Here is a 20,725-nt window from a genome sequence, read left to right as displayed (position 1 = left end):
CCTTCCGCCCACCGACCGTCAGCGTAGGATCAATTCCAACCCAAGACCAAACCCTGTAGCGGAGGGTCGAACCATGCTGATCCATCTCCTGACCTGCCTGGCCCTGACGGCCTTCACGTTGAGCGTATTCGGCTGGTTCTTACTCTCCGAGGAGCGCACGTCATGATCACCACCGTCACCCTGGCCGTGAGCTTCCCTGTATTCGGCACCAACTACTACTCGCAACAATTCGAGTCTCGTAAAGTATTGACCCTGATGTTCGACGAAAAATTCGAGGCGCTGCTGATTCCGGCAGCCGGTCATCACTTCAGCAACGAAGTGGTCGGGCTCAACGATCAGTTCCGCTTTCTCAACGATGTACTGGCTGAGCATTTGCTGGAGACCGAAGCCGTCTCTAGCGCCCGCCGGCATCAATACTTCTGAGCAACTGACCCAGGCCCTCTGCAAAACAGGTCGGCTTCTCCAACGAAAAATGTGCCAGCAAACGGCTGTTCTCGGCACGCGAATGCCGGATGTCACCGGATCGGGGCGCATCGTAGGTCAGCGCCAGCGGCCATCCCAGCAGTTCGCTCAGCATCGTCGCCAGATCGTTGACGCTGGTGGAGCGGTTGAACCCGACATTGACCGGTTCCATACGCGGCTTGGCTTCAGCGACCGCCTGTACCAGGATCTTGACCAGGTCATCGACGTAGACAAAATCCCTTGTTTGCTCTCCATCACCGTAAACCGTGATGGGGAGTTTTTTTTGTGCTCGCTCGCTGAAAATACTGATGACGCCGGAGTAAGGCGACGAAGGGTCTTGGCGCGGTCCGTAGATATTGAAAAAGCGCAGGATGACCGGTTCCAGTCCGTGCTGGCGACGATAGAAATCAAGGAAGTGTTCGCTGGCGAGCTTGTCGGCGGCATAGGGCGTCAGGGGATTTTTTGGCGTGTCTTCGCTGATCGCGGTGCCTTCGCCGTTGTTGCCGTAGATCGCCGCACTGGAGGCATAAACGACTCGCCTTACCCCCGCCTGGCGCATGGCTTCACAAATATTCAACGTACCGATGAAGTTGCTTTGGTGAGTGGCGATCGGATCGTCGACCGAGGCCTGCACCGAGGCCACCGCCGCCAGATGGACCACCGCGGTGCAGTCTTTCATCGCCCGCGCGACCGTCGGCGCGTCGGCGACGTCCCCCACAACCAACGTCAGATGGCATCGATCAATCGGCAGGTTGGATAATTTACCGCTGGAAAGATCGTCCAGGACTCGGACGCTGTAACCATGTTCGAGCAGGGCTTCGACAAGGTGCGAGCCGATGAAGCCGGCGCCACCGGTGACCAGGATTCGCTCAGCAGTCATCATTATTGAGCCTCCGATACGCTGTTTTTGGTGTCGGGAGTTCGATCCATGGCGATGAACTCCCCTATTTGATCGATGAACTCACGGCTGTCACTGAGCAGTTGTGGCCAGTCAGTGGGGAAACGGACGTTCAACGGCAGTTGATCGATTCGCCAGCGCGGTGGCAGCGGCCGGTCGAACCGGGCGGCGACCTGCAAGCCCATTTCGCTGGCAGCGAACGGCCCGCGCAACACCGTCGGCGTACGGCCGGCGCTGTCGACCGCCTGGACCACGTGGGCGCTCAACCACTCGCCGTCCGGCATGCGCACCCACAGCGGCTGGCCAATCGCGGCGTAGCTGATGTTCAACGGCTCCAGGTAGATCCACAGCAAGGGGTCTTCCAGGCGCTCGATGCGCATCAGCAAGGTGCCGGCACCGACGTTTTCGCCAGGATTGACCAGTACCTCGGCAATGCGTCCGCTTTGCGCGGCGTTGATCGGCAGCGCAGCCAGGCGGGTTTTCAGCCACTGTTGTTCAGCCTGTTGTTGCACGACATCGCGCTCAACGCTCAACGTCGGCTGATTGGCCAGTTGCTCACGGCGCTCGAACGCCAGCAGATCCGCCCTGAAACTGTCGAGCTCGGACTTCGCCGTCAGTACCTCGCCAGGCGACACCGCCCCTCTTGCAACCAGACTTTCAAGCACGCCCACCCTTTCCTGCGCCCTGCCGATGCGAGTCTTGAGCAACTGCCGTTCGTTGCCACCCAATTTGTTGTTGCGCGCAGGGCTGGTCTGGGTCGGCATGGCCGCCAGTTGCGATAACCGTGCTCGCCATTCCGGATTGTCGAGATTGACCAAAGGCTGGTCGGTCCGGACCTGATCACCGGCCTTGACGAACAATTGCTCGACCCGACCAGTATCGCGCGCGCGCACCTCGAGAATCGGCAGGCGCAACTGCGCCGGCGCGTCGATCATCAGCATGCCGTAGGCCAGCTTGCCCCCCAGCCAGATCAACGGGCTGGCGACCAGCAGCAGGATCAGGTACCAGCGCACGCGAAAGGCCATGCGTTTGCCCGGCGCGTAGAGCACGGTCAAACCCTGTTCCTGAGTGGGACTCAATTCTTTACGACTATCGAAACGAATCTTCATGACGGCTCACCGTTTTGGAAAGTCTCGCCAGGCTTGCCAGTCAATGCCGGCAATCCCTAGGGGTTGCAGTTGTTCACGCCAGGCACTGCTCTGGTGTTGCAACTGCTCGGTCGACGCGCCGGCCCAGGACTCCGTGGCATCCAGTTGTGGCTCCGTGCTTTGGGCGAGGCGAAATTGCAGATCGGGCCAGCGCTGGGCGATCTGCTCTGCCGTGCGTGCGCTGTTTTTCGGGTTGCGGGTATAAATCATCAGGCTGACCTGGCGCACGCCAGCATCGGGTAGCCCGCAGGGCACACAGGTTTGTCCGGGTTTGGGCTCGGCGAACCAGCGATGATGGCTGGAAATCTCGACCGGCCAGGGGCTCGCTCGGGACGCCGCATGCAAGGTGTCGAGCAAGTCCTGCAAACGCTGGTCGGGCACCGGTACGCCCAGCTGTTCGACTTCCAGGTCCAGGTGCAGGCTGCTGAATGAAAGCCCTTGGAATTTGCCCAGTAAATCGGTGAGCTGATGGCGTTCCTGCGGTTTCAACCATTCAGGATCGCCCAGCAGCAGACCCACTTGCAGACCCTGCCTGGCCGCGTCCTGCAGCAATTGCTCCAGGCGTTCGCGCGTGGTAGCCAGGTCCTTGACCTGTGCGCCCTTGAGGCCCAGGTAGATCTTTTCCATCCCGGCCTTGCGCAGCGCCGTCAGTTCAGCAGCACGCTGCCCTGGATCGAGCAACGCCTCGCTGTCCCACACATAGCTGGCCTGGGACCACTTTTGCGCTGGCGCCGCTTCAAGCGTCATGGGCTGTACCGCCAGCATCACAAAGGGCATCCATAGCGTCACCGCCAGAAGTATCGATCGCATGTCAGAACCTCGTGGCGCGCTTGAGTACCCACCAGGGTGCCATCGAGCTTTCTTCATGGCCGCGACGGAACATCTCGTTAAGCATGGCCACGACGCTCCAGCACCGCAGGAGCAGCATGAACAGCGGGAAGAAAGGCACCAGCAAGCCCAGCACCATGTCTTGTCGAGGCCGGTCGGAGACCATCACCAACATGGCCAAGAACATCACCAGAGTGATTGTCAGGTACAGCAGGTAGATCAGCGCAAACAGAAACAACAGCGTCTTGCCCGGCAGAATGAACAGGGCCAGCAAGGTGTAGATGAAGATGATGAACGGCAGAACCAACTGAAAGAAGAAGCCCGTGAGCAGGATCATCAGGAAGGTGCGCCAGCCCAGTAACGTGGGGCTGATGTTGTGGTTGTGCTTTCGGATGTAGAGGAAAAACAGGTCGCCATCCCAGCGCAGGCGCTGCATCAGGAACTGGCTGAGCGTCGCCGGGGCATCGGTGTGCCCTACCGCTTCGGGCTCGAATGGAATCCTCAGGTCATGCCGCTTGAAGTAGCTCTTGATACGCAATGTCAGGTCCAGGTCTTCAGCGGTGTGGGTGTTCCAGCCACCGATTTTCACCAGGAAACTGCGGCGAAATGCGCCAAAGGCGCCGGAGACGTTGTTGACCAGGTTCCATTCCGCCAGGCCGATCTTCGACATGTGGATCGACAGCAAGTACTCCAGCGCCTGCATCGCCGTCACCCACGAGCCCCAGACATTGCGCACCCGCAGGCTACCGGCGACCGCAGGTACCGAGGGGTCCTCGAAGTGCCGTACGATGGAGGCGACCATGTTGTTGTCGAAGGATGTATCACCATCGAGCGCCATGACGATTTCACCGCCGGCCAGCGACAGGCCGGCGTTGAGGGACGACACCCTTCCGCCCCGCTGCCATTTGGCGATCGGCCGTAAATGTCGCTTGGGGTACAACTGCGGGTCCACATTGAAACTGCGCACGGCGCTGAGCGTCGCCTGGTTGACCGTGGCGCCGTCCACCACCGGAATCATCTCGATGTGGCCGCCATAGGTTTGTTCGCACAGGCTCAACAGCGTGGTCTGGACGTCCATGCCTTCGCTGTAGCAGGTAATGATGCAAGAGACCTTCGGGCAATAAACACTGATCTTCGGCACGCTGGTGCGCCGACGGGTGAACCAGCGCAACACGCCCAGCATCACCATGATCATCATCGGCAACTCGAACATCAGGAACGCCGGAAATAGCATGTAGAATAGGCGGCTCATGCCATCCGGCCCCGCGAGCGCGCTGAGTGCGTTCAACAGTTGCTCGAGGAAAGGGCTCATGGGGTATCACCCATCTCACCGGCCAGGCGCGCCAGTAACAGCTCGCCATCTTCCTGATCCAGTAGATCCTGGGGGGCGGTGATGCCGATGACACGCAAGGTAACGTCGCTGACCTCCGGCGCCGAAAACAATTCGGCGACCCGGCCCAGGCGCTGCTTGACGATTTCCAGGCCTTTCTCGTCGGTATGGGGAAGCATGATCCAGAAGAACTCTTCGGTACTGCGAGAACAGCGGTCCGTTTCCCTGACGGACTCCTTCAAGCGATCGGCCACGCTATCAACGAAGGCATGCCCGCGCTGTTCACCCAGGTGCGACAACGTACCGGCGAGGTTGACGAAGCGCAGGCCGATCAGGGAAAACTCAGGCACCGGATGGCGGCGCACTATCTGCATTTGCCAGGTCAGCAGATCATAAAAATTCTTGCCACCCAACAGATTGAGCTGACCGAAGTGCTGCACCGCTCTTTCACTGAACTCCTGCCGGCAACGGAAACGCCCGGCCTCGGACAGGCGGAAATCCCTGACTTCGCGTATGCGCAACTTGTCGGGCGTGTGCGACAGGCCGCAATCCAGGCAACGCGCCTGCACCTCGGCATCGACAAAAAACGCCTGGCACGAGCGACAGCGATAATTCTCCATCGGGCGGTCGTAATCACTGCCAATGTGGCGCAGCCGATTCAGGCAGTTGGGGCACAGCAACACCCCATCTTTGAGAAATGACTCCTGCGCCCCGACATGACCACAGGTAAAACAGTGCAGTGACGGTTGCCGTGCGATGTCCAGGCTATGGCATTCGGTACACACATCGATGTAATTGAGCCGTCCCGAACCACAATCGGAACAGAGGCGGACGCGGTCGATCAGGACCCCCTCCTCCAGCCAGTCCTGCTGCACCATCAGGCTGAGCCAGACAAACGCGTTGACCTGCTCGCTATCGGCCAGCACGTCCAGCAATGGATAGCGATAGTGCTGAGGCACCTCCGGATCGCGCAGGGCCAGCACCTGGGCGCCGTCGCGCAACCACAGCCAGGAAAGCACGCGGCTTTCGAAACGTTCCGGTGCGGATCCATGATTGAACAGTCCGAAGCGATCCTGCCATACGCCCCAGAGCCTTATGATTTCGCTGGTTTCCACAGGGCACGCGCCATCGCCCAAGGCTTCGCACCAGCCATCCTGATCACGACAGCAGTAGATGAGCGTGTAGCGGTAAGAGGGAAGTGAGCGCAGTTTGCGAAGGACTTTGCCGGCATACGCACCTGGCATGTCCAGCAGCATCACATCAAATGCATCGGCAGCCAGCAGGCTGCCCAAGTCGGTAAAGTGTTCAAGCGCTGGAAGATTCAGGCTCGGAACTCTATTACCGAATATCGCAACCCGAGGATTTGAAGTCGGCATGACGCACGTCCTCTACAATCAGACAAGTGCGGGTTAATTGGAGGTAGGAACACACATCTGCGAAACATGTGGATTATTATCAAGTTATTTTTTGACACGGCCAGCGTCAAAAATTCATCACCACTCGTCGCCAAATCTTGACGCTGAGTTGATATTGGAGAAATCCATAGAAATCAATTTTTTTAACTAAATAATATTCTTAAAATTCATATATTTACGAGCATCATACAAAAATAAAATTTGTTAATTATCATTAATAATTGGTGGCCAACATTGATAGCCCTTGGCCACTTGATAGTAATTGAGAGCGCCTACCAATTACCAGCTTAACTAAACTGGATCCCATTTTGACCTCCGATAGAGCATACAAACTTATGAGTTCGAACTTTTTTATATCAACACAGTGAGACTATATAACAAAACAAAAAGCAGGCACGAATAGTTACAACAATGATACAGCCATTATTTTAATATCAACGTAGACACATGAAACACCCGGATTAATTATCAGGCAGAAGCGCAAACATCCCTCAGGCAACCACGCAGCCATCGATGCACGGGATCAGCATCCAGTCGAGGATGCCAGATCATCGCCAAGGTAAATTCCGGCAGTGACACCGGCAGCACAAAGCTGTGCATGCCGGCTCGCAGATTGGCGGTATGCCGCTCGGGCACAGTGGCGATCAGGTCGCTCGCCTGGGCGAGCGCCAATGCAGTCGAGAAACCGCCGACCATGGTCACGATCTGCCGCTGCAAACCAAGCACCTCCAGGGCTTCATCAATTGGCCCCTTTTCCAGCCCTCGTCGTGACACGCTGATGTGACCGCGGGCGACAAAACGCTCGGGCGACATCTCGCCGTTGCACAGCGGATGCCCCGCGCGCACCACGCCGATCAATCGATCGCGGAACAACCCCTGGGTACGCAGTTCCGGGCTCGCCGTCCTGCCCACCACACCCGTTTCCAGATCGACCGTGCCGTCGCGCAACGCCGTGCTGTCCTTGTCGGGTTTGGGCATGAAGCGCAGGCGTATGCCGGGCGCCTGTTCGGCGACGCGGGCGATCAGTGCGGCGCCGAAGTTTTCGACAAATCCTTCGCTGGTGCGCAAGGTAAAGGTGCGCGACACCTGCAGGAGGTCGGGCTGCTCGGCCGGACGCAGCACCGCTTGGGCCTCCTGCACAAGCTGGGCGACCCGCTCACGCAATTCCAGAGCGCGCGGCGTCGGCACCAGGCCGCGGCCGGCCCTGACCAGCAGCGGATCGCCGGTGGTTTCGCGCAATCGCGCCAGCGCCCTGCTCATCGCCGATGGACTCAGGCGCAGGCGTTTGGCGGCGCGGGCGACACTGCCTTCTGCCAGCAGCACATCGAGAGTGATCAGCAGGTTGAGATCGGGAGTGGACATGCGTGGCCCCAGGTCGGAAGGTATGGCGCTGCATGCACGTAATCAGTGCAAACCGTGCGTCTTCCGCCATGTTAGGCCCCGGCGTAGATTTCTGGTAGCTCCAGTCGGGAGCGGCCAGAAAAGGGCAACACCATGAATGACGGATCTGCAGTCGCGGCAGTGGCTCAACAAACACCTTCGGTGAAAGGGGCGCTGGCCAGCCTGTCGTTGGCGATGTTGTTGTCGTCCCTCGGCACCAGCATCGCCAACGTCGGCCTGCCATCCCTGGCACAGGCATTCAGCGCGTCCTTTCAACAGGTGCAGTGGGTGGTCATCGCCTATCTGCTGGCCATTACCACCTCGATCGTCAGCGTCGGCCGCCTCGGCGACCTTGTCGGTCGGCGCCGCCTGCTGTTGTCCGGTATTGCCCTGTTCACATTGGCTTCGGCGCTGTGCGGCCTGGCGCCCAATCTTGGCCTGCTGATCGCTGCCAGGACGCTGCAAGGCCTGGGCGCGGCGGTCATGATGGCGCTGACCCTGGCCTTTGTCGGCGACACGGTGGCCAAGGGCAAGACCGGTAGCGCCATGGGGCTGCTGGGGACCCTGTCCGCCATGGGTACGGCGATGGGACCGGCGCTCGGTGGCGTGCTCATTGACGGATTCGGCTGGCGCTGGATTTTCTTCATCAGCGTACCCCTGGGTCTGCTGGCCTGGCTGCTCGCGCAACGCTACCTGCCCGAAGATCAAGCGAAGCAAACCGGGCGTGCGGGGTCGCTGGGTACGTTGTTACTGGCGCTGTTGCGCGATAGCCGACTCAGTGGCTGCCTTGCCATGAGCCTGCTGGTGACCACCGTGATGATGACGACGCTGCTGGTCGGGCCGTTCTACCTGTCGCAGACCTTGCGGTTGACGGCGATGGAGATCGGGCTGGTGCTGGCGGTCGGGCCGCTGGTCGCCGCGCTGTCCGGAGTGCCCGCCGGGCGCATCGTCGACCGTTGGGGGGCCCCGGCCATGACCCTCGCCGGGCTGCTGGGCATGGCGCTCGGCTGCTGCCTGTTGTCGATGGTGCCCGAAACGTTCGGCGTCGGCGGCTACATCGCGCCCATGGTCGTTATCACTTTGGGGTATGCGCTGTTCCAGACCGCCAACAACACCGCCGTGATGCTTGACGTGTTGCCCGATCGACGCGGCGTGGTCTCCGGCCTGCTCAACCTGTCACGAAATCTGGGGCTGGTCACCGGGGCCTCGGCGATGGGCGCCGTGTTTGCCCTGGCCTCAAAGGCGGTCGACATCGGCACCGCCCAGCCGCAGGCCATTGCCAGCGGCATGCGCACGACCTTTCTGGTCGCGCTGGGGCTGATCGTTGTCGCCTGCCTGATCGCATGGCGCAGGCAGGCTGAACCGCGGTAGAGGCGCTTACTGCTCCAGCGACACCAACGGCGTGTCTTTCTTGACGATGTAGGTCGCCAGTTCCGATGCCTTGCCCTGGCCGATGTTTTTCGCCACATGGGCGGTGCCGGCCGGAATGTACAGGGATTCACCAGCCTTGAGCGTCACGGTCGGTTGCCCTTCGAGTTGATATTCCAGGGTGCCGTCGGTGACGTAGGCCACTTCTACCCCGGGGTGCGAGTGTTTCGGCGACGCCACGCCCGGATCGAATTCAACGAGCACCTGGATCACTTCGCGCCCGGCGACGTCAAGGTCGCGGCGCACCAGGTCCGTACGCTTGAGGCCGGCCTGCCAGTTTTTTGCCGGTGGCTGGCCGGATTCCTGGGCTTGGGCGAGGCCCGTGAAGGCGGTGAGTGTCGCAGTGACCAGGGCAACGCCGAGCAGGCCTGCCGCGTAGCGGGTGGGGGTTCGGGACATGGTGATTCTCCAGTGAGCGCAAGGTAAAAGCCGTTATCCGGCTGTTGCATTACGCGCTCGTCGTGTATCGCCTGCGTGTCCCGCCACCCCGGTTTTTGTATGCCAACGTAGCTGGGTGAGCGGTGGATACGTTGCGATACCTGTAGGAGCGAGTCTGCTCGCGATGGACGTTAACGATGGCGCGGGGAGCCTGAAACCCCGCGGTGCTCTGAGGTTTTTCGCGAGCAGGCTCGCTCCTACAGGTAACCTCTGCGCCTCGCCGAGCAGCGATTAGTTGATACGCCATCTGCAATCCCTATAATCGCCGCACTTCGTCTACCCTCAAAAAGCGCCTGACCGTTATCCCATATAGGTCAGGCGCTTCGAAATACTTGCGCTAATGAACCGGAGAACTTTCATGCTCAAACGCACCCTGGCATTGGCTGTCGGCTTGACCCTGTCCTTTTCCACCCTGCTGGCACAGGCCGCCGACGTCCTCAAGGTCAGTGCCATTCCCGATGAAGCCCCCACCGAACTGCTGCGCAAGTTCCAGCCCCTGGGCACTTATCTGGAACAGCAATTGGGCATGAAGGTCGAGTTCGTGCCGGTCAGCGACTATCCGGCCGTGGTCGAGGCGCTGGCCACCGACCGGATCGACATGGCCTGGCTCGGGGGGTTCACCTTCGTCCAGGCGCGGCTGAAAACCGGCAATGCCATTCCGTTGGTGCAGCGCGAACAGGACGCCCAGTTCACCAGCAAATTCATCACCGCCGACCCGAACGTCAAATCCCTCGCCGACCTCAAGGGCAAGACCTTCGCCTTCGGCTCGGTGTCCTCGACATCCGGCAGCCTGATGCCGCGCTATTTCATGTTGCAGGACGGCATCAAGCCGGAAACCTTCTTCAGCCGCGTCGGTTACTCCGGCGCCCATGACGCCACCGTGGCCTGGGTCCAGGCGGGCAAGGTCGATGCCGGTGTGCTCAACGCCAGCGTTTGGGAAAAACTGGTCAAGGCTGGCAAGGTCGACACCAACAAGGTCAAGGTATTTGCCACCACGCCGGCCTACTACGACTACAACTGGACCGTGCGCGGCACCCTCGACCCGGCCCTTGCGGCGAAGATCAAGGCCGCCTTCCTCGCGCTCGATCCGGCGAAACCCGAGCAGAAAGCGATCCTCGACTTGCAGGCCGCCAGCCGCTTCATCGAGACCAAGCCGGAAAACTACAAGGGCATCGAGGAAGCCGCACGCGCCGCCGACCTGCTCAAATGACCTTGCATTTGACCCGGGTCAGTCTCACCCATGCCAACGGAGTACAGGCGCTGCGCAGCCTGGACTTGCACATCGAAGCCGGTGAACAGGTCGCCATCATCGGCCCGTCCGGCGCGGGTAAGTCGAGCCTGCTTAACGTACTTGCCACCGGCCTGCGCCCCGGCAACGGCGAATTGCAGGTGTTGGGGGAACAGCCCTGGCACCTGTCGGCCCGTCAGCGCCAACGCCTGCGAGCGCGCATCGGCCTGGTGCATCAAGCGCCGCCGCTGCCTCCGCGCCAGCGGGTGATCACCGCGGTGCTGGCGGGAAAAATCGGTCAGTGGGGGTTGGCCAAGAGCCTGATCAACCTGCTGCACCCGCTGGATGTTCCCGGGGCTCGCGCGGCATTGACCCGGCTCGACCTGCACGACAAGCTCTTCGCTCAGTGCCAACAATTGTCCGGCGGCCAGCTGCAACGGGTGGGCATTGCCCGGGTGCTGTATCAGGCGCCCGAGGTGTTGCTGGCTGACGAACCGGTTTCGGCCATGGACCCGGTGCTGGCCGGCCACACGCTCAAGGTCCTCTGCCAGCATGCGCGGGAGCACGCCGTGACCCTGGTCGCCAGCCTGCACGCGGTGGATCTGGCGCTGGCGCACTTCTCGCGGATCATCGGCTTGCGTGACGGACAAATCCTCTTCGACCTGCCGGCCAGCGCCGTCGACCGCGAGCAACTCGACGCCCTCTACGCCAACGAGCAGTTGCAGCCCTCCCCAACCCCGGTTCCCTCCTTGAGCGTGCAGATTCCCCGATGCTGAGTCGTGCCACCCGTGATCCCGCCGCCCGGCCACGCCTGCTGCTCACTCTGCTGGCGATCGCCCTGCTGTGGCCGGGTATCCGCTTCAGCGAACTGGACTTGAGTGTATTGCTGGCCAGTGACAGCCAGAGCGAAATGGGCCGCTTTGTCGCGACCTTTTGGCCGCCCGCCCATGGCGCAGAATTCCTTCAGCTGTTGTGGCAAGCCACCTTGCAGACCTTGGCCATCGCCACGGCTGGCATGGCCCTGGCGCTGCTCCTGGCGATCCCCGCCAGCCTGCTGGCCAGCCGCGCGTTGTCCCTGTCGGCAGCGTCCCGCGCCGGGCGCCCGAGCCAGTGGGGGCAACTGCTGCGCTGGCCGGTGCGCGGGGTGCTGATCTTCCTGCGCAGCGTGCCGGAAATCGTCTGGGCCCTGCTGTTCGTACGCGCCGTTGGCCTCGGTCCGACCGCCGGGGTCCTGGCCATCGCCATTACCTACAGCGGCATGCTGGGCAAGGTCTACGCGGAAATTTTCGAATCGGTCGACCAGCGCCCCGCCCACGCGTTGCTGCAAGCCGGCAGTGGCCGGCTCGCGGCATTCTGCTACGGGATCCTGCCCAACGTCGCGGCGGAGCTGTTGTCGTACACGGTGTACCGCTGGGAATGCGCGATTCGCGCCTCGGTGGTGATGGGCTTCGTCGGGGCCGGCGGCCTGGGCCAGCAGATCGACCTGTCGATGCGCATGTTCGCCGGCGGTGAAGTGGCCAGCCTGTTGCTGACCTTCCTCGTCCTGGTGCTGCTCGCCGATCAACTGAGCCGCCTGCTGCGCTGGAGGCTGGCATGAGTCGCCTGGTCAACCTGTTGCTGGTGCTGTGCATCGGCGCCGCAGTATTCGCTTCGTTCCGCTACCTGGGCATCGACCTAGGTGAACTGGGTGGCAGCGGCAACCTGAAACAGATGCTCGCCTACATTCAGCGTTTTCTCAGCCCGGACCTGAGCACCGGACATTTGCAGGCCATTGCTCGCGGCGCGCTGGAAACCATCGCCATGTCGGCAGTGGGCACACTGTTGGCGACGGTGTTCGGCTTGTTGCTCGCGCTGCCGGCGGCCGGTCGATTCGGCTGGCCGATGCAGGGTTTGTCGCGCCTGGTGCTCAATGCCCTGCGCGCGATTCCGGAGCTTGTTTGGGCGGTGCTGATGGTCCTGGCCGCCGGGCTCGGCCCCAATGCCGGCACCCTGGCGTTAGCGCTGCACACCACCGGCGTGCTCGGCCGGCTGTTTGCCGAAGCGCTGGAAAACACTCCGCCGGAACCGGCCGACGCGATCCGCCTGCAGGGGGGCAATGCCGTGGGGGCGTTCTGCTACGGCACCCTGCCCAATCTGTTCCCGCAGCTGCTGGCCTACATCCTGTACCGCTGGGAGAACAATATCCGCATGGCCAGCGTGCTGGGTTTTGTCGGTGCCGGCGGTTTGGGACAAATGCTTTACATGAGCCTCAGCCTGTTCCAGGAGGCCCAGGCCAGCACGGTGATCCTGGCGATGCTGGTGTTGGTGTTTGCCGTCGATACGCTGAGCAGCTGGAGTCGCCAGCGTTGGGTGAAGGCCTGAGATCGTTGGCTACGAGCAGACAAACAAATGCCCCGAAAGTCGGGGCATTTGATCTTGGCGAGCTGCATATGTTCAGCTGCACAAGGCAGGCTTCTAAGAGCCAAGTAGGTGGCCAGCGCTGGTCTCTGGCTTACGAGGTTTATCAGGACTCTCACAGCAACAGCAATAAGCGCTGTCCTGCTTCACACGGCATAAGGGCTGGATCTCAGCGCGGAGATCTTTCTAACCGTGTACCCTTCGGAGCGCGCCCCACGCGTCCTCGCTATCCGCTTGCGCATCAGTCTGCGTTTTCACCTACAACTTCAGAGTAGCAAAACGCTCAGGGCGTGGACTGGAATTTTTAGATCGATTTGGTCCTGTAGGTGCTGGCTTGATGGCGAGGTGATCTGACGGGCGCCTTCGCTGCGATGCGGCGACCCGACAAGCCAGCTCCTATGTATGGACTCGCCCCCACTGTCTACCCGCTTTTAAAAAACCGTCGCCCCGTTGCATCTATGTATAAGGCCTATTCGTGGAAGCCGTCTTCGGCTTCTGGCCAAAATTGGAAAAGCTCGTGGTATGCCGATTACATTCAGGCCTCGAAGGCCAGTAGGAGCTTAGGCATCAATCCACGCCGGTCTTACCTGGGGTCAATTTTTTTCAGCAAAGGGTCGGACAGTTGGTACCTCGGTGGCAGAACTCTGTCGCTCAGTGGCTCATCGTTGCCTGCTGGCCATCTCCGGCGTGGCGACGATAAGTCTGGTCATTCTGTAGAAGCACCCAGACGATTCGCAGGTTGCGGTTGGCTAGCCTGATCGCAGCTTCCTTACGACCCAACCGGCTCATCCAGTGCAACAAGCGGCGGTCATCGGGTTGCTGGGAATCAGGTCGTAGTTGTTGCAGCACCGCGTGGGCTCCTTGGATCATCAGGCTGCGTAAATAAGCATCACCTCGCTTGGTCATGTCCCCCAGCCGGATCTTTTCCCCGCTGCTGTGCTGGTCAGGCACCATGCCAAAGTACGCGGCAAACTTGCGGGCATTGGGAAATCGCTCAGGCTTGGTTTCCTTGGCCACCAGGGCCGTGGCGGTGACTGGTCCGATGCCGCGCACAGTCATCAGTCGCTTCGCCGTCATGTCGGCGTTGGCGGCCACTTCCAGGCGTCCCGTCAGTACGCTGATGCGCTCGCCCAAATGGCGCCACTCGGCCAGCAGTTCGTCGATCAGTTCACGCAGCAGGGCCGGCACCGGCTGGGTAGCATCTTCCAGCACCCGCGGAATTTTCTGGCTGATCGCAACATCGCCTTGCGCCAAGGCGACACCGTGCTCGAGCAGCAGGCCGCGCATCTGATTACTGACGGCCGTGCGCCGACGCACATAGCCCTGACGGGCGCGATGCAACGCCTGCATGGCCAGCGCCGCGACGCTTTTGACCGGTACTGCGCAGATTTTTTCATCGCGACCAGCCCGCAGAATCGCCAACGCATCGTTGCGATCATTTTTTGGCCCGCTGCGATGTTTGGCCACCAAACCGGCTGGAAGAATTCGCGCCGAATTACCTTGGTCTTGCAGTTGCCGGGCCCAGGCTTGAGCACCCGGACCGGTCTCCATCAAAACCACAACATGAGGCGGCAACTTTTGGAGAAACTCATAGAACGCCTCGCGCGACTTGATCCGTTGCTCGAAGCGCACCTGGCCGAGAACATCTTCACCGGCGACCTGAAAAACCTGCTTGGCCAGATCGACCGCCAAGGTTGTGCAGGCCGACAAATCGGTAGAAGACAGGGATTGATCAATCGAACTATGCTTTTTCATGGACTCGCCCTCGCTGTCGTTGGCTGTTTAGACTGCCACCGTGGCGCATTGACGCCTCGGCTGGGGCGAGTCCATCCAATTACAAGGTCTGCGCACCACCATAAATCTCGTTAACGCGCTGCGGATCTGCCTGTTACGCTGCAATAACGCAGCGCTCGGTCGTCAAGGCCACGCTTAAGGCCTCCTGTTCACTGGCTTTTGAGTTGGCATGCGATATGCCCTTACCAGACTGCCCTGGCATTCTGTGCCCAGGTCCCATTAGCCGAATCGAGCCGATCCACCAATGGATATCCTGAATTTGCTGGTAAACAAAGCCCAGCCCCTGACCAGTACCGTCGGCGCCGACGGACTACTGCTCGGCCTGTCCCTGAGCCTGAGTGATCAATTGGGCTATGCACCCGAAGAGCTGCTCAATCAACCGATCGAACGGGTATTGAGCGTCGAGTCGCTGCGCACGGTGCAGGCGCTGTTTGCCAACCCGCCCGCAGACGAGCTGATCCACAGCCTGGAGCTGACCCTGATTCGCCACAACGGTGGCCTGCTGCATGTGATTGCCAGCGGTGTGCTGGAGTGGCGCAATGTGCAACCGGCACGCCTGCACCTGTTGAAGATTCCCCTTGGTACGCTGGGGCACCGGCTGCGGGAAATGCACAACGCCAATGAAGTGATGAACCAGATGCTGCAAAGCGCCAAGGTCGCCTACTGGTGCATCGAATTCGCCGAGGCGGTGGACATCAACCATGCCCCGGATGAGATCGTGCGCCAGGTGTTCGAAAACGACTCCCACTGGCGCCTGTGCAACCGGGCCATGGCCGAGGTGTACGAAATGCCGTCGGATGTCGACTTCAACCAGCAACCGGTGCGCCTGTACTGGCCACGCAGCCCGGCCAACGAAGAGTTCGTGCGGCGCCTGATCGAGGCCGGGTTTCATGTCGACGGAGCGCTCTCGGTGGATCGCCGCCACGATGGCTCGCCGGCCTACGTGGAAAACGACGTCAGGGCCACCATCGTCAACGGCCAGCTGTTGCGCATGTGGGGCAGCATTCGTGACGTCAGCCAGGAGTTGCGCATGCAGCACGATGCCGAGCAACGCATCGATGCCTTGCGCCGGGTCTTCGATGCCGTGCCCGACGCGGTGCTGGTAATCGATGAACACCTGCAACCGCAATGGCGCAACGCAGCCTTCGAGGACACCTTCGGCATCACCCATGGCGCCGGTATCGCCCGTTTGCTGCTGGACAATGCCTTGCCCGAACGCACCTGGCACAGCCTGCCCCTGCCGGACCTGAGCGGGCGCGACCTGAACTTCAATGTGCATTGCTCGCGCATCCTGATTCGCGAAGGCGTGGCTTGGCGCGTGGCGGTGTTTCGTGAAAGCCAGAGCGTTCGCACCCCCCAAGAGTTGCACCCATGAAAGACTCCAACCTGCCACCCACCTTGCAGATGGGCATGCGCTCTTCGGTCAATGTCAGCAGCGAAGTGCTGGGCGCGCTGCTGGAAACGCCTGCCTTGCATGCCTTGCTCGACAGCTTCAGCGAAGCGCTGATCATCAGCGACGGTGAGGGCCGGCTGCGCTTCATCAACCTGGCCGCCGAGCGCGTCAACCGCCTGTCGAAACAGCAGGCCGTGGGGCTGTCCGAGCGTGATTTTTTCCAGCGTTCGGCGTTGAACTACGACGACTTGCTGGCCGCGCTGAACCGCGGTGGCAACAGTGCGTTGACCCGCTCACGGGAAGGCCGGGTGCTGCTCAGCAGTACCCACGCGATCCCCACCGGTGCCTACGAAAAACCGTTCCGGATGCTCACCCAGAAAGACTTCGACGCCAGCCAGCCGCAGCGCCGGGCATCGCTCAACAACCGGCCGCTGGAGCCCCAGGGCCTGCACGACCCCCAGGACAATGCCCTGCACCTTTCGCCCCAGCTATCGAGCATCGCCGACACCGGCGTGCGCGCGTTCCGCCGGCGCGCACGGCTGTTGCTGCTGGGTGAGCCGGGGGTCGGCAAGACCGCCATCGCCCGGCACATCCATCGAGCGGCCGGCTGGGGCGACCGTCCGTTCATCCACGTCAATTGCGGGAGCATCCCGGAAAGCCTGTTCGAGTCGGAGATGTTCGGCTACGAGCGCGGCGCCTTTACCGGCGCGTTGCAGGGCGGCAAGCAAGGCTATATCGAAGCGGCGTCGGGCGGCACCCTGTTCCTCGACGAGATCGGTGAAATCCCTCTGCACGTACAGGCCAAGCTGCTGAAATTTCTCGAAGACAGCACCATCCAGTCGGTCGGCTCGCCCCTGAGCAAAACCGTGCAGGTACAGGTCATCGCCGCCACCAACAAGGACCTGCGTCATCTGGTGGACCTGGGTGAGTTTCGCGCCGACCTCTATTATCGACTCGCCGTGCTGCCGGTGGAGATCCCGCCGCTGCGCCAGCACCGCGATGACTTGCCGTTTCTCATCGACATCCTGCTCAGCCGCATCAATGGCGATCGCGTACCGTCCCTGAGCCTGTCCGCCGGCGTTCGCAAGCGTTTGATGAGCTATGACTTCCCGGGCAACATTCGCGAGCTGGTGAACATTTTCGAACGTCTGGCCGTGCTCGCCGACGATGAGGCGCAGGAGCATCATTTGCCGGCTGAACTGCTCGAACCGATGCGCTCCCGGGCCACCTCGGTCGCGCAGGAACAAGCGCCGCAAGAGTCGGAGCAGAACCTCAAGCTTCAGGTTCAGCATTTCGAGCGCCAGGTCATCCTTCGCGCCGTGCACCTGTGCGGGAGCAAGCGCAAGGCTGCGCAGCATCTGGGGATTGATATAGGGACGCTGATTCGCAAGTTGCAGCGCGACTGACTGCGGGACCGGGCTTGGCGACCCTATTCTTTCGGTGCCATCTACGGTTTGCCTCTTAACTGTAGGAGCTGGCTTGTCGGGTCGCCGCATCGCAGCGATGGACGTCAACGATGACGCGGAGATCCTGGCACCCCGAGGCGCTCTCAGGTTTTTCGCGAGCAGGCTCGCTCCCACAGGTACTCGCTTGGCTGTTGATCCATGTACACCTGAAAGAGAATGGTCGGCTGTCAGGCCGCCATCGCCAGCAAGCCGGCTCCTACAGGTTGATCGGTGTACATCGGCAGGAGATTGGTCGGCTGTGAGGCCGCCTTCGCTGCGATGCGGCGACCCGACAAGCCAGCTCCTACAGGTTTTTTCCGGTGCCCTCCCGTAAAACGCTGCGAAAACGCCTACAACGTAGTTATTTCTGCTTACACTTTTCTTCTGTAAAAATATCTAAGCCTTTAAAAACAACGACTTAAACACTTGGCACGCCCTGTGCTCCTGCTATCTGCAACCCACCATCGTTGGGCTCCGATAGTCAGGAGGAATAACAATAATGTTGATCACCGGGATCAAAAGTCGGCCGGTCTACGACCGGTTGCAACCTCTGCCGGGAGGTGTCCGGCACATCATTGCCGGGCAAGGCAGTGGCGGTCGCGCCATGTTGCGTTTGCTGGAGGAGATGGCCGGGCTGGATCGCCCCGTGACCTTGCTGTACGCCCAGGAGTCATTTTCCGGCCAGGACTTCCTGGCGCAATTGCAGCAGCACCCGGGTCATCAACTGCGGGTGTATGCCAGCAACCAGGCATTGATCGACGCCCTCGACGACCTGCTCGGCGACGCCAGGATGGGTACCCGCCTCTACCTCGCCGGTTCCGAAAGTTTCCTCGGCAGCGCCATGCAAGTGGCCACCCGCTTCGATCTCAATCGCGACGAAGTGCTTCGCGAGCACTCCGGCACCCTGGTGCGCCGGGTCTGGTGCGTGCACTGCGATACCTACACCGAGAACGTGACCCAACGCGTCTACGACTGCCCCGGTTGCAGCCTGACGCTGGTGGTGCGCGACCACTATTCCCGGCGCCTGGCGGCCTTCCAGGCGGTCAAGGCCGATGCCGAAGTACCGGGCGAACTGCCCCCAGCCGAGGAGCTCGATACATGAGCCAGAACAACGGGACTTTGAATCTGCGGGTGGTCCGCATCGAAGCGGTGACCCCAGAGATCAAGCGCTTCACCCTGGTATCGCCGACCGGTGCGCACCTGCCGGCGTTCTCCGGCGGCAGCCACGTGGTGGTGCTCATCGCCAACCCGAACAACACGCTGCGCAACCCCTACTCGCTGCTGAGTTCGCCCTATGACACCAGCAGCTACCAGATTGCCGTGCGCCGGGTGGAAAGCGGTCGCGGTGGTTCGCTGGCGCTGCATGACCGTGTCCGCGAGGGCGACCTGATCGAGGTCACGCCACCAGTCAATCTGTTTCCTCTGATCAAGCAGGCCCGCCTGCACCTGTTCATTGCCGGTGGCGTCGGTATCACCCCGGTGATCTCCCAGCTGGAGGAATTGCGCCTGAGCAAGGTGCCCTTCGAACTGCATTACGCGGTTCGCGGCGATGAACACGCACAGCTAGGCAAGGAGTTGCAGGCCACCTACGGCGAACAGGTCCACCTGTATCGCAAAGGCATCGAAACGCGCATGGACATCGGCCGGATCCTCGCCGATCGTCCGCTGGGCAGTCACGTTTATGCCTGTGGACCGGACAGCATGATCGACGCCACCCTGGCCTGTGCCCGCGACCTGGGCTGGACCGACAGCCACGTGCACTTCGAGCGCTTCCTCGAGCAAAGCAGCGGCGGCGAAGCCTTCAGCTTCACCCTCGGGCGCAGTGGCGCAACCATCGAAGTCTCGCCTGACCAGACCATGCTCGAAGCGGTCGAGGCTGCGGGCTACAGCATGCCTTACCTGTGCCGTGGTGGCGCCTGTGGCCATTGCGAAACCGCGGTCCTGGAGCTCGACGGCGAACTGCTGCACAGCGATGACTGGCTGTCGGACGACGACAAGAGCAGCCACAAGAAAATCATGCCCTGCGTATCCCGCGCCAAATGCAATCGCCTGGTCATCGACCTCTGATCGACGGAAATCAAGACAATGAATATCAAGTTCAACCCAGACGAAACCTACCGCGACGACTACACCTTCGCCAACAGCCCGGAGACCATCGCCCGCGCGCCCTTCCCGTTCCCCGATGACGACTACATGTACTCGATGAACCTCGAGCCCCATGTCTCGGTCGGCGACGGCGCCTTCCGGGCCGCGTTCGATATCGACGAGCACTACATCAGCGAATGCCGGGACCGCGCCATCACCCTGGAGAAAGATCCGGGCATGCACTACGTCGCGGCGCCGCACATGATGGAGGCGCAGTGGGACCTGCTCGAACTGATCATGGAGTCCTATGCCCGCGACTATCCGCAGTACTTCACCCTGTCCCGTGAAGGCCGCCAGTGGCACTGGGTCAACCGCCTGCTGGACATCGACGATCACTTCACCTTCGGCGACCCGGCGACCCTGCCCTATGAGCCGATGGAATACGTGACCCGCCAGGCCCAGGGCGACTGGGTCTTGCAGGAAGAACGCGACGGTACGCTGTATTGGGGCGCCGGGATCGCCACCCAGCGCGCCGACTATTCGCTGCGCTTCAACCTCGGCATGAGCTGGGAGGAATTCCACGGCCCGGTGCCGCTGGTGAAGGAAATCGGCATGCTCGACCGTGCCCTGAAGTTCCTCCTGCGCCTGCGCACCGGCCACCCGGTACGCCGCCTGAACTGGTCGCTGACGGTCAACCCGCGTCTTGAGGTCTCGGCCGAAAGCCTGCCCGAATGGGCGCCGGACCGGACCCTCGTGACCGCAGAAAACGCCGGCAAGCTGGTGTACCTGCGCATCGAGCTGCAACCGCTGCACCGCCTGCCGCGCAGTAACGCCATTGTCTTTCCGATCCGCACCTACCTGCTCAGCCTCGAAGACATCGCCACCAACCCGGCATGGGCGCGTCGCATGCACCGGGTGCTGCGCGACCTGAATCAGCAATTGGTCGATTACAAAGGCTTCAGCCGGTACCGCGATGCGGCGGTCGAGTGGCTGTCGCAGTACGACGACGCACGTAACAGCGAAACGAAAAAACAGGCTTAGACATGTGAACACTGG

The 20,725-nt window shown here is 61.3% G+C and carries 19 protein-coding genes; 11 read left to right on the top strand and 8 right to left on the bottom strand.

Annotated features, from left to right (window positions below; translation table 11 throughout):
* Positions 1 to 162 precede the first annotated feature (162 nt).
* Complete coding sequence (locus DKB71_RS14215; RefSeq protein ID WP_323628320.1) at positions 163 to 423, top strand: hypothetical protein; 261 nt, start codon at positions 163 to 165, stop codon at positions 421 to 423.
* Here the strand turns inward: DKB71_RS14215 and DKB71_RS14210 are convergent.
* From DKB71_RS14210 to DKB71_RS14185, 6 genes are all read right to left on the bottom strand, one after another.
* Positions 395 to 1,342, bottom strand: a complete 948-nt coding sequence (locus tag DKB71_RS14210; RefSeq protein WP_323608564.1) for an NAD-dependent epimerase/dehydratase family protein — start codon at positions 1,340 to 1,342, stop codon at positions 395 to 397. The genes DKB71_RS14215 and DKB71_RS14210 overlap by 29 nt on opposite strands.
* 2 nt (positions 1,343 to 1,344) lie before the next feature.
* Complete coding sequence (locus DKB71_RS14205; RefSeq protein WP_408600790.1) at positions 1,345 to 2,469, bottom strand: HlyD family secretion protein; 1,125 nt, start codon at positions 2,467 to 2,469, stop codon at positions 1,345 to 1,347.
* Positions 2,470 to 2,475: 6 nt separating this feature from the next.
* Positions 2,476 to 3,318 carry a hypothetical protein gene (locus DKB71_RS14200; RefSeq protein WP_408600789.1) on the bottom strand — a complete coding sequence of 281 codons (843 nt, stop codon included), beginning with the start codon at positions 3,316 to 3,318 and terminating at the stop codon, positions 2,476 to 2,478.
* A gap of 1 nt (position 3,319) precedes the next feature.
* Positions 3,320 to 4,648 carry a glycosyltransferase gene (locus tag DKB71_RS14195; protein WP_323628318.1) on the bottom strand — a complete coding sequence of 443 codons (1,329 nt, stop codon included), beginning with the start codon at positions 4,646 to 4,648 and terminating at the stop codon, positions 3,320 to 3,322.
* Positions 4,645 to 6,042, bottom strand: coding sequence for a diguanylate cyclase domain-containing protein (locus DKB71_RS14190; protein WP_323608562.1), 1,398 nt, complete (start codon positions 6,040 to 6,042; stop codon positions 4,645 to 4,647). Before DKB71_RS14190 ends, DKB71_RS14195 begins: the two co-directional genes overlap by 4 nt.
* A gap of 507 nt (positions 6,043 to 6,549) precedes the next feature.
* Complete coding sequence (locus DKB71_RS14185) at positions 6,550 to 7,443, bottom strand: LysR family transcriptional regulator (protein ID WP_408600787.1); 894 nt, start codon at positions 7,441 to 7,443, stop codon at positions 6,550 to 6,552.
* Between the two features lie 132 nt (positions 7,444 to 7,575).
* On the opposite strand from DKB71_RS14185, the gene DKB71_RS14180 reads away from it, so the two are divergent.
* Positions 7,576 to 8,832, top strand: coding sequence for an MFS transporter (locus tag DKB71_RS14180; RefSeq protein ID WP_408600786.1), 1,257 nt, complete (start codon positions 7,576 to 7,578; stop codon positions 8,830 to 8,832).
* 6 nt (positions 8,833 to 8,838) lie between these two features.
* Here the strand turns inward: DKB71_RS14180 and DKB71_RS14175 are convergent, their stop codons facing one another.
* Positions 8,839 to 9,288, bottom strand: coding sequence for a cupin domain-containing protein (locus DKB71_RS14175; protein WP_274077564.1), 450 nt, complete (start codon positions 9,286 to 9,288; stop codon positions 8,839 to 8,841).
* A gap of 397 nt (positions 9,289 to 9,685) precedes the next feature.
* Between DKB71_RS14175 and DKB71_RS14170 the strand changes: the two genes are divergently transcribed.
* Genes DKB71_RS14170 through phnE form a run of 4 tightly spaced genes read left to right on the top strand, consistent with a single transcriptional unit; the run spans position 9,686 to position 12,916 of the window.
* Entirely contained in the window at positions 9,686 to 10,537 is an 852-nt protein-coding gene (locus DKB71_RS14170) for a putative selenate ABC transporter substrate-binding protein (protein ID WP_323628315.1), read from the top strand.
* Complete coding sequence (locus DKB71_RS14165; RefSeq protein ID WP_274077562.1) at positions 10,534 to 11,331, top strand: phosphonate ABC transporter ATP-binding protein; 798 nt, start codon at positions 10,534 to 10,536, stop codon at positions 11,329 to 11,331. Before DKB71_RS14170 ends, DKB71_RS14165 begins: the two co-directional genes overlap by 4 nt.
* Positions 11,325 to 12,152 carry a PhnE/PtxC family ABC transporter permease gene (locus DKB71_RS14160; RefSeq protein ID WP_406590829.1) on the top strand — a complete coding sequence of 276 codons (828 nt, stop codon included), beginning with the start codon at positions 11,325 to 11,327 and terminating at the stop codon, positions 12,150 to 12,152. The genes DKB71_RS14165 and DKB71_RS14160 overlap by 7 nt, the downstream gene beginning before the upstream one ends.
* Positions 12,149 to 12,916, top strand: coding sequence for a phosphonate ABC transporter, permease protein PhnE (gene phnE / locus DKB71_RS14155; protein ID WP_408600785.1), 768 nt, complete (start codon positions 12,149 to 12,151; stop codon positions 12,914 to 12,916). Before DKB71_RS14160 ends, phnE begins: the two co-directional genes overlap by 4 nt.
* 687 nt (positions 12,917 to 13,603) lie before the next feature.
* Here the strand turns inward: phnE and DKB71_RS14150 are convergent.
* Positions 13,604 to 14,662 (bottom strand): IS110 family transposase, encoded by a 1,059-nt coding sequence (locus tag DKB71_RS14150; protein WP_274078160.1) that lies wholly within the window; start codon positions 14,660 to 14,662, stop codon positions 13,604 to 13,606.
* A 328-nt stretch (positions 14,663 to 14,990) separates the two neighbouring features.
* On the opposite strand from DKB71_RS14150, the gene DKB71_RS14145 reads away from it, so the two are divergent.
* The 5 genes from DKB71_RS14145 to DKB71_RS14125 all read left to right on the top strand — a co-directional run bounded on the left by DKB71_RS14145 (position 14,991) and on the right by DKB71_RS14125 (position 20,710).
* On the top strand, positions 14,991 to 16,121 hold the full coding sequence (locus tag DKB71_RS14145; protein ID WP_408600784.1) for a PAS domain-containing protein: 1,131 nt from the start codon (positions 14,991 to 14,993) through the stop codon (positions 16,119 to 16,121).
* A complete protein-coding gene (locus DKB71_RS14140) occupies positions 16,118 to 17,545 on the top strand; it encodes a sigma-54 interaction domain-containing protein (RefSeq protein WP_408600783.1) in 1,428 nt (475 codons plus the stop codon). Before DKB71_RS14145 ends, DKB71_RS14140 begins: the two co-directional genes overlap by 4 nt.
* Positions 17,546 to 18,083: 538 nt before the next feature.
* Complete coding sequence (locus DKB71_RS14135; protein ID WP_274077557.1) at positions 18,084 to 18,686, top strand: dimethylamine monooxygenase subunit DmmA family protein; 603 nt, start codon at positions 18,084 to 18,086, stop codon at positions 18,684 to 18,686.
* Positions 18,683 to 19,651: a PDR/VanB family oxidoreductase gene (locus tag DKB71_RS14130; RefSeq protein WP_408600782.1), complete on the top strand. Its 969-nt coding sequence runs from the start codon at positions 18,683 to 18,685 to the stop codon at positions 19,649 to 19,651. The genes DKB71_RS14135 and DKB71_RS14130 overlap by 4 nt, the downstream gene beginning before the upstream one ends.
* An 18-nt stretch (positions 19,652 to 19,669) precedes the next feature.
* The gene (locus tag DKB71_RS14125) at positions 19,670 to 20,710 is read left to right on the top strand and encodes a heme-dependent oxidative N-demethylase family protein (protein ID WP_406590825.1); all 1,041 of its coding nucleotides are present in this window, start codon (positions 19,670 to 19,672) and stop codon (positions 20,708 to 20,710) included.
* Positions 20,711 to 20,725: the final 15 nt, after the last annotated feature.

The sequence above is a fragment of the Pseudomonas sp. PLMAX genome (assembly GCF_046042685.1).
Lineage (GTDB): Bacteria > Pseudomonadota > Gammaproteobacteria > Pseudomonadales > Pseudomonadaceae > Aquipseudomonas > Aquipseudomonas putida_AE.
The sequence above is the reverse complement of the archived record's forward strand: the minus strand, read 5'-3'. Positions and strand labels throughout refer to the sequence as shown.

Bases quoted from the DNA above. Each gene is read 5' to 3' on its own strand.
- DKB71_RS14160 (WP_406590829.1), top strand. From the start codon at position 11,325: ATGCTGAGTCGTGCCACCCGTGATCCCGCCGCCCGGCCACGCCTGCTG.
- DKB71_RS14180 (WP_408600786.1), top strand. From the start codon at position 7,576: ATGAATGACGGATCTGCAGTCGCGGCAGTGGCTCAACAAACACCTTCG.
- DKB71_RS14125 (WP_406590825.1), top strand. From the start codon at position 19,670: ATGAATATCAAGTTCAACCCAGACGAAACCTACCGCGACGACTACACC.
- DKB71_RS14215 (WP_323628320.1), top strand. From the start codon at position 163: ATGATCACCACCGTCACCCTGGCCGTGAGCTTCCCTGTATTCGGCACC.
- DKB71_RS14185 (WP_408600787.1), bottom strand. From the start codon at position 7,443: ATGTCCACTCCCGATCTCAACCTGCTGATCACTCTCGATGTGCTGCTG.
- DKB71_RS14190 (WP_323608562.1), bottom strand. From the start codon at position 6,042: ATGCCGACTTCAAATCCTCGGGTTGCGATATTCGGTAATAGAGTTCCG.
- DKB71_RS14130 (WP_408600782.1), top strand. From the start codon at position 18,683: ATGAGCCAGAACAACGGGACTTTGAATCTGCGGGTGGTCCGCATCGAA.
- DKB71_RS14210 (WP_323608564.1), bottom strand. From the start codon at position 1,342: ATGACTGCTGAGCGAATCCTGGTCACCGGTGGCGCCGGCTTCATCGGC.
- DKB71_RS14145 (WP_408600784.1), top strand. From the start codon at position 14,991: ATGGATATCCTGAATTTGCTGGTAAACAAAGCCCAGCCCCTGACCAGT.
- phnE (WP_408600785.1), top strand. From the start codon at position 12,149: ATGAGTCGCCTGGTCAACCTGTTGCTGGTGCTGTGCATCGGCGCCGCA.
- DKB71_RS14200 (WP_408600789.1), bottom strand. From the start codon at position 3,318: ATGCGATCGATACTTCTGGCGGTGACGCTATGGATGCCCTTTGTGATG.
- DKB71_RS14140 (WP_408600783.1), top strand. From the start codon at position 16,118: ATGAAAGACTCCAACCTGCCACCCACCTTGCAGATGGGCATGCGCTCT.
- DKB71_RS14170 (WP_323628315.1), top strand. From the start codon at position 9,686: ATGCTCAAACGCACCCTGGCATTGGCTGTCGGCTTGACCCTGTCCTTT.
- DKB71_RS14165 (WP_274077562.1), top strand. From the start codon at position 10,534: ATGACCTTGCATTTGACCCGGGTCAGTCTCACCCATGCCAACGGAGTA.
- DKB71_RS14205 (WP_408600790.1), bottom strand. From the start codon at position 2,469: ATGAAGATTCGTTTCGATAGTCGTAAAGAATTGAGTCCCACTCAGGAA.
- DKB71_RS14135 (WP_274077557.1), top strand. From the start codon at position 18,084: ATGTTGATCACCGGGATCAAAAGTCGGCCGGTCTACGACCGGTTGCAA.
- DKB71_RS14195 (WP_323628318.1), bottom strand. From the start codon at position 4,648: ATGAGCCCTTTCCTCGAGCAACTGTTGAACGCACTCAGCGCGCTCGCG.
- DKB71_RS14175 (WP_274077564.1), bottom strand. From the start codon at position 9,288: ATGTCCCGAACCCCCACCCGCTACGCGGCAGGCCTGCTCGGCGTTGCC.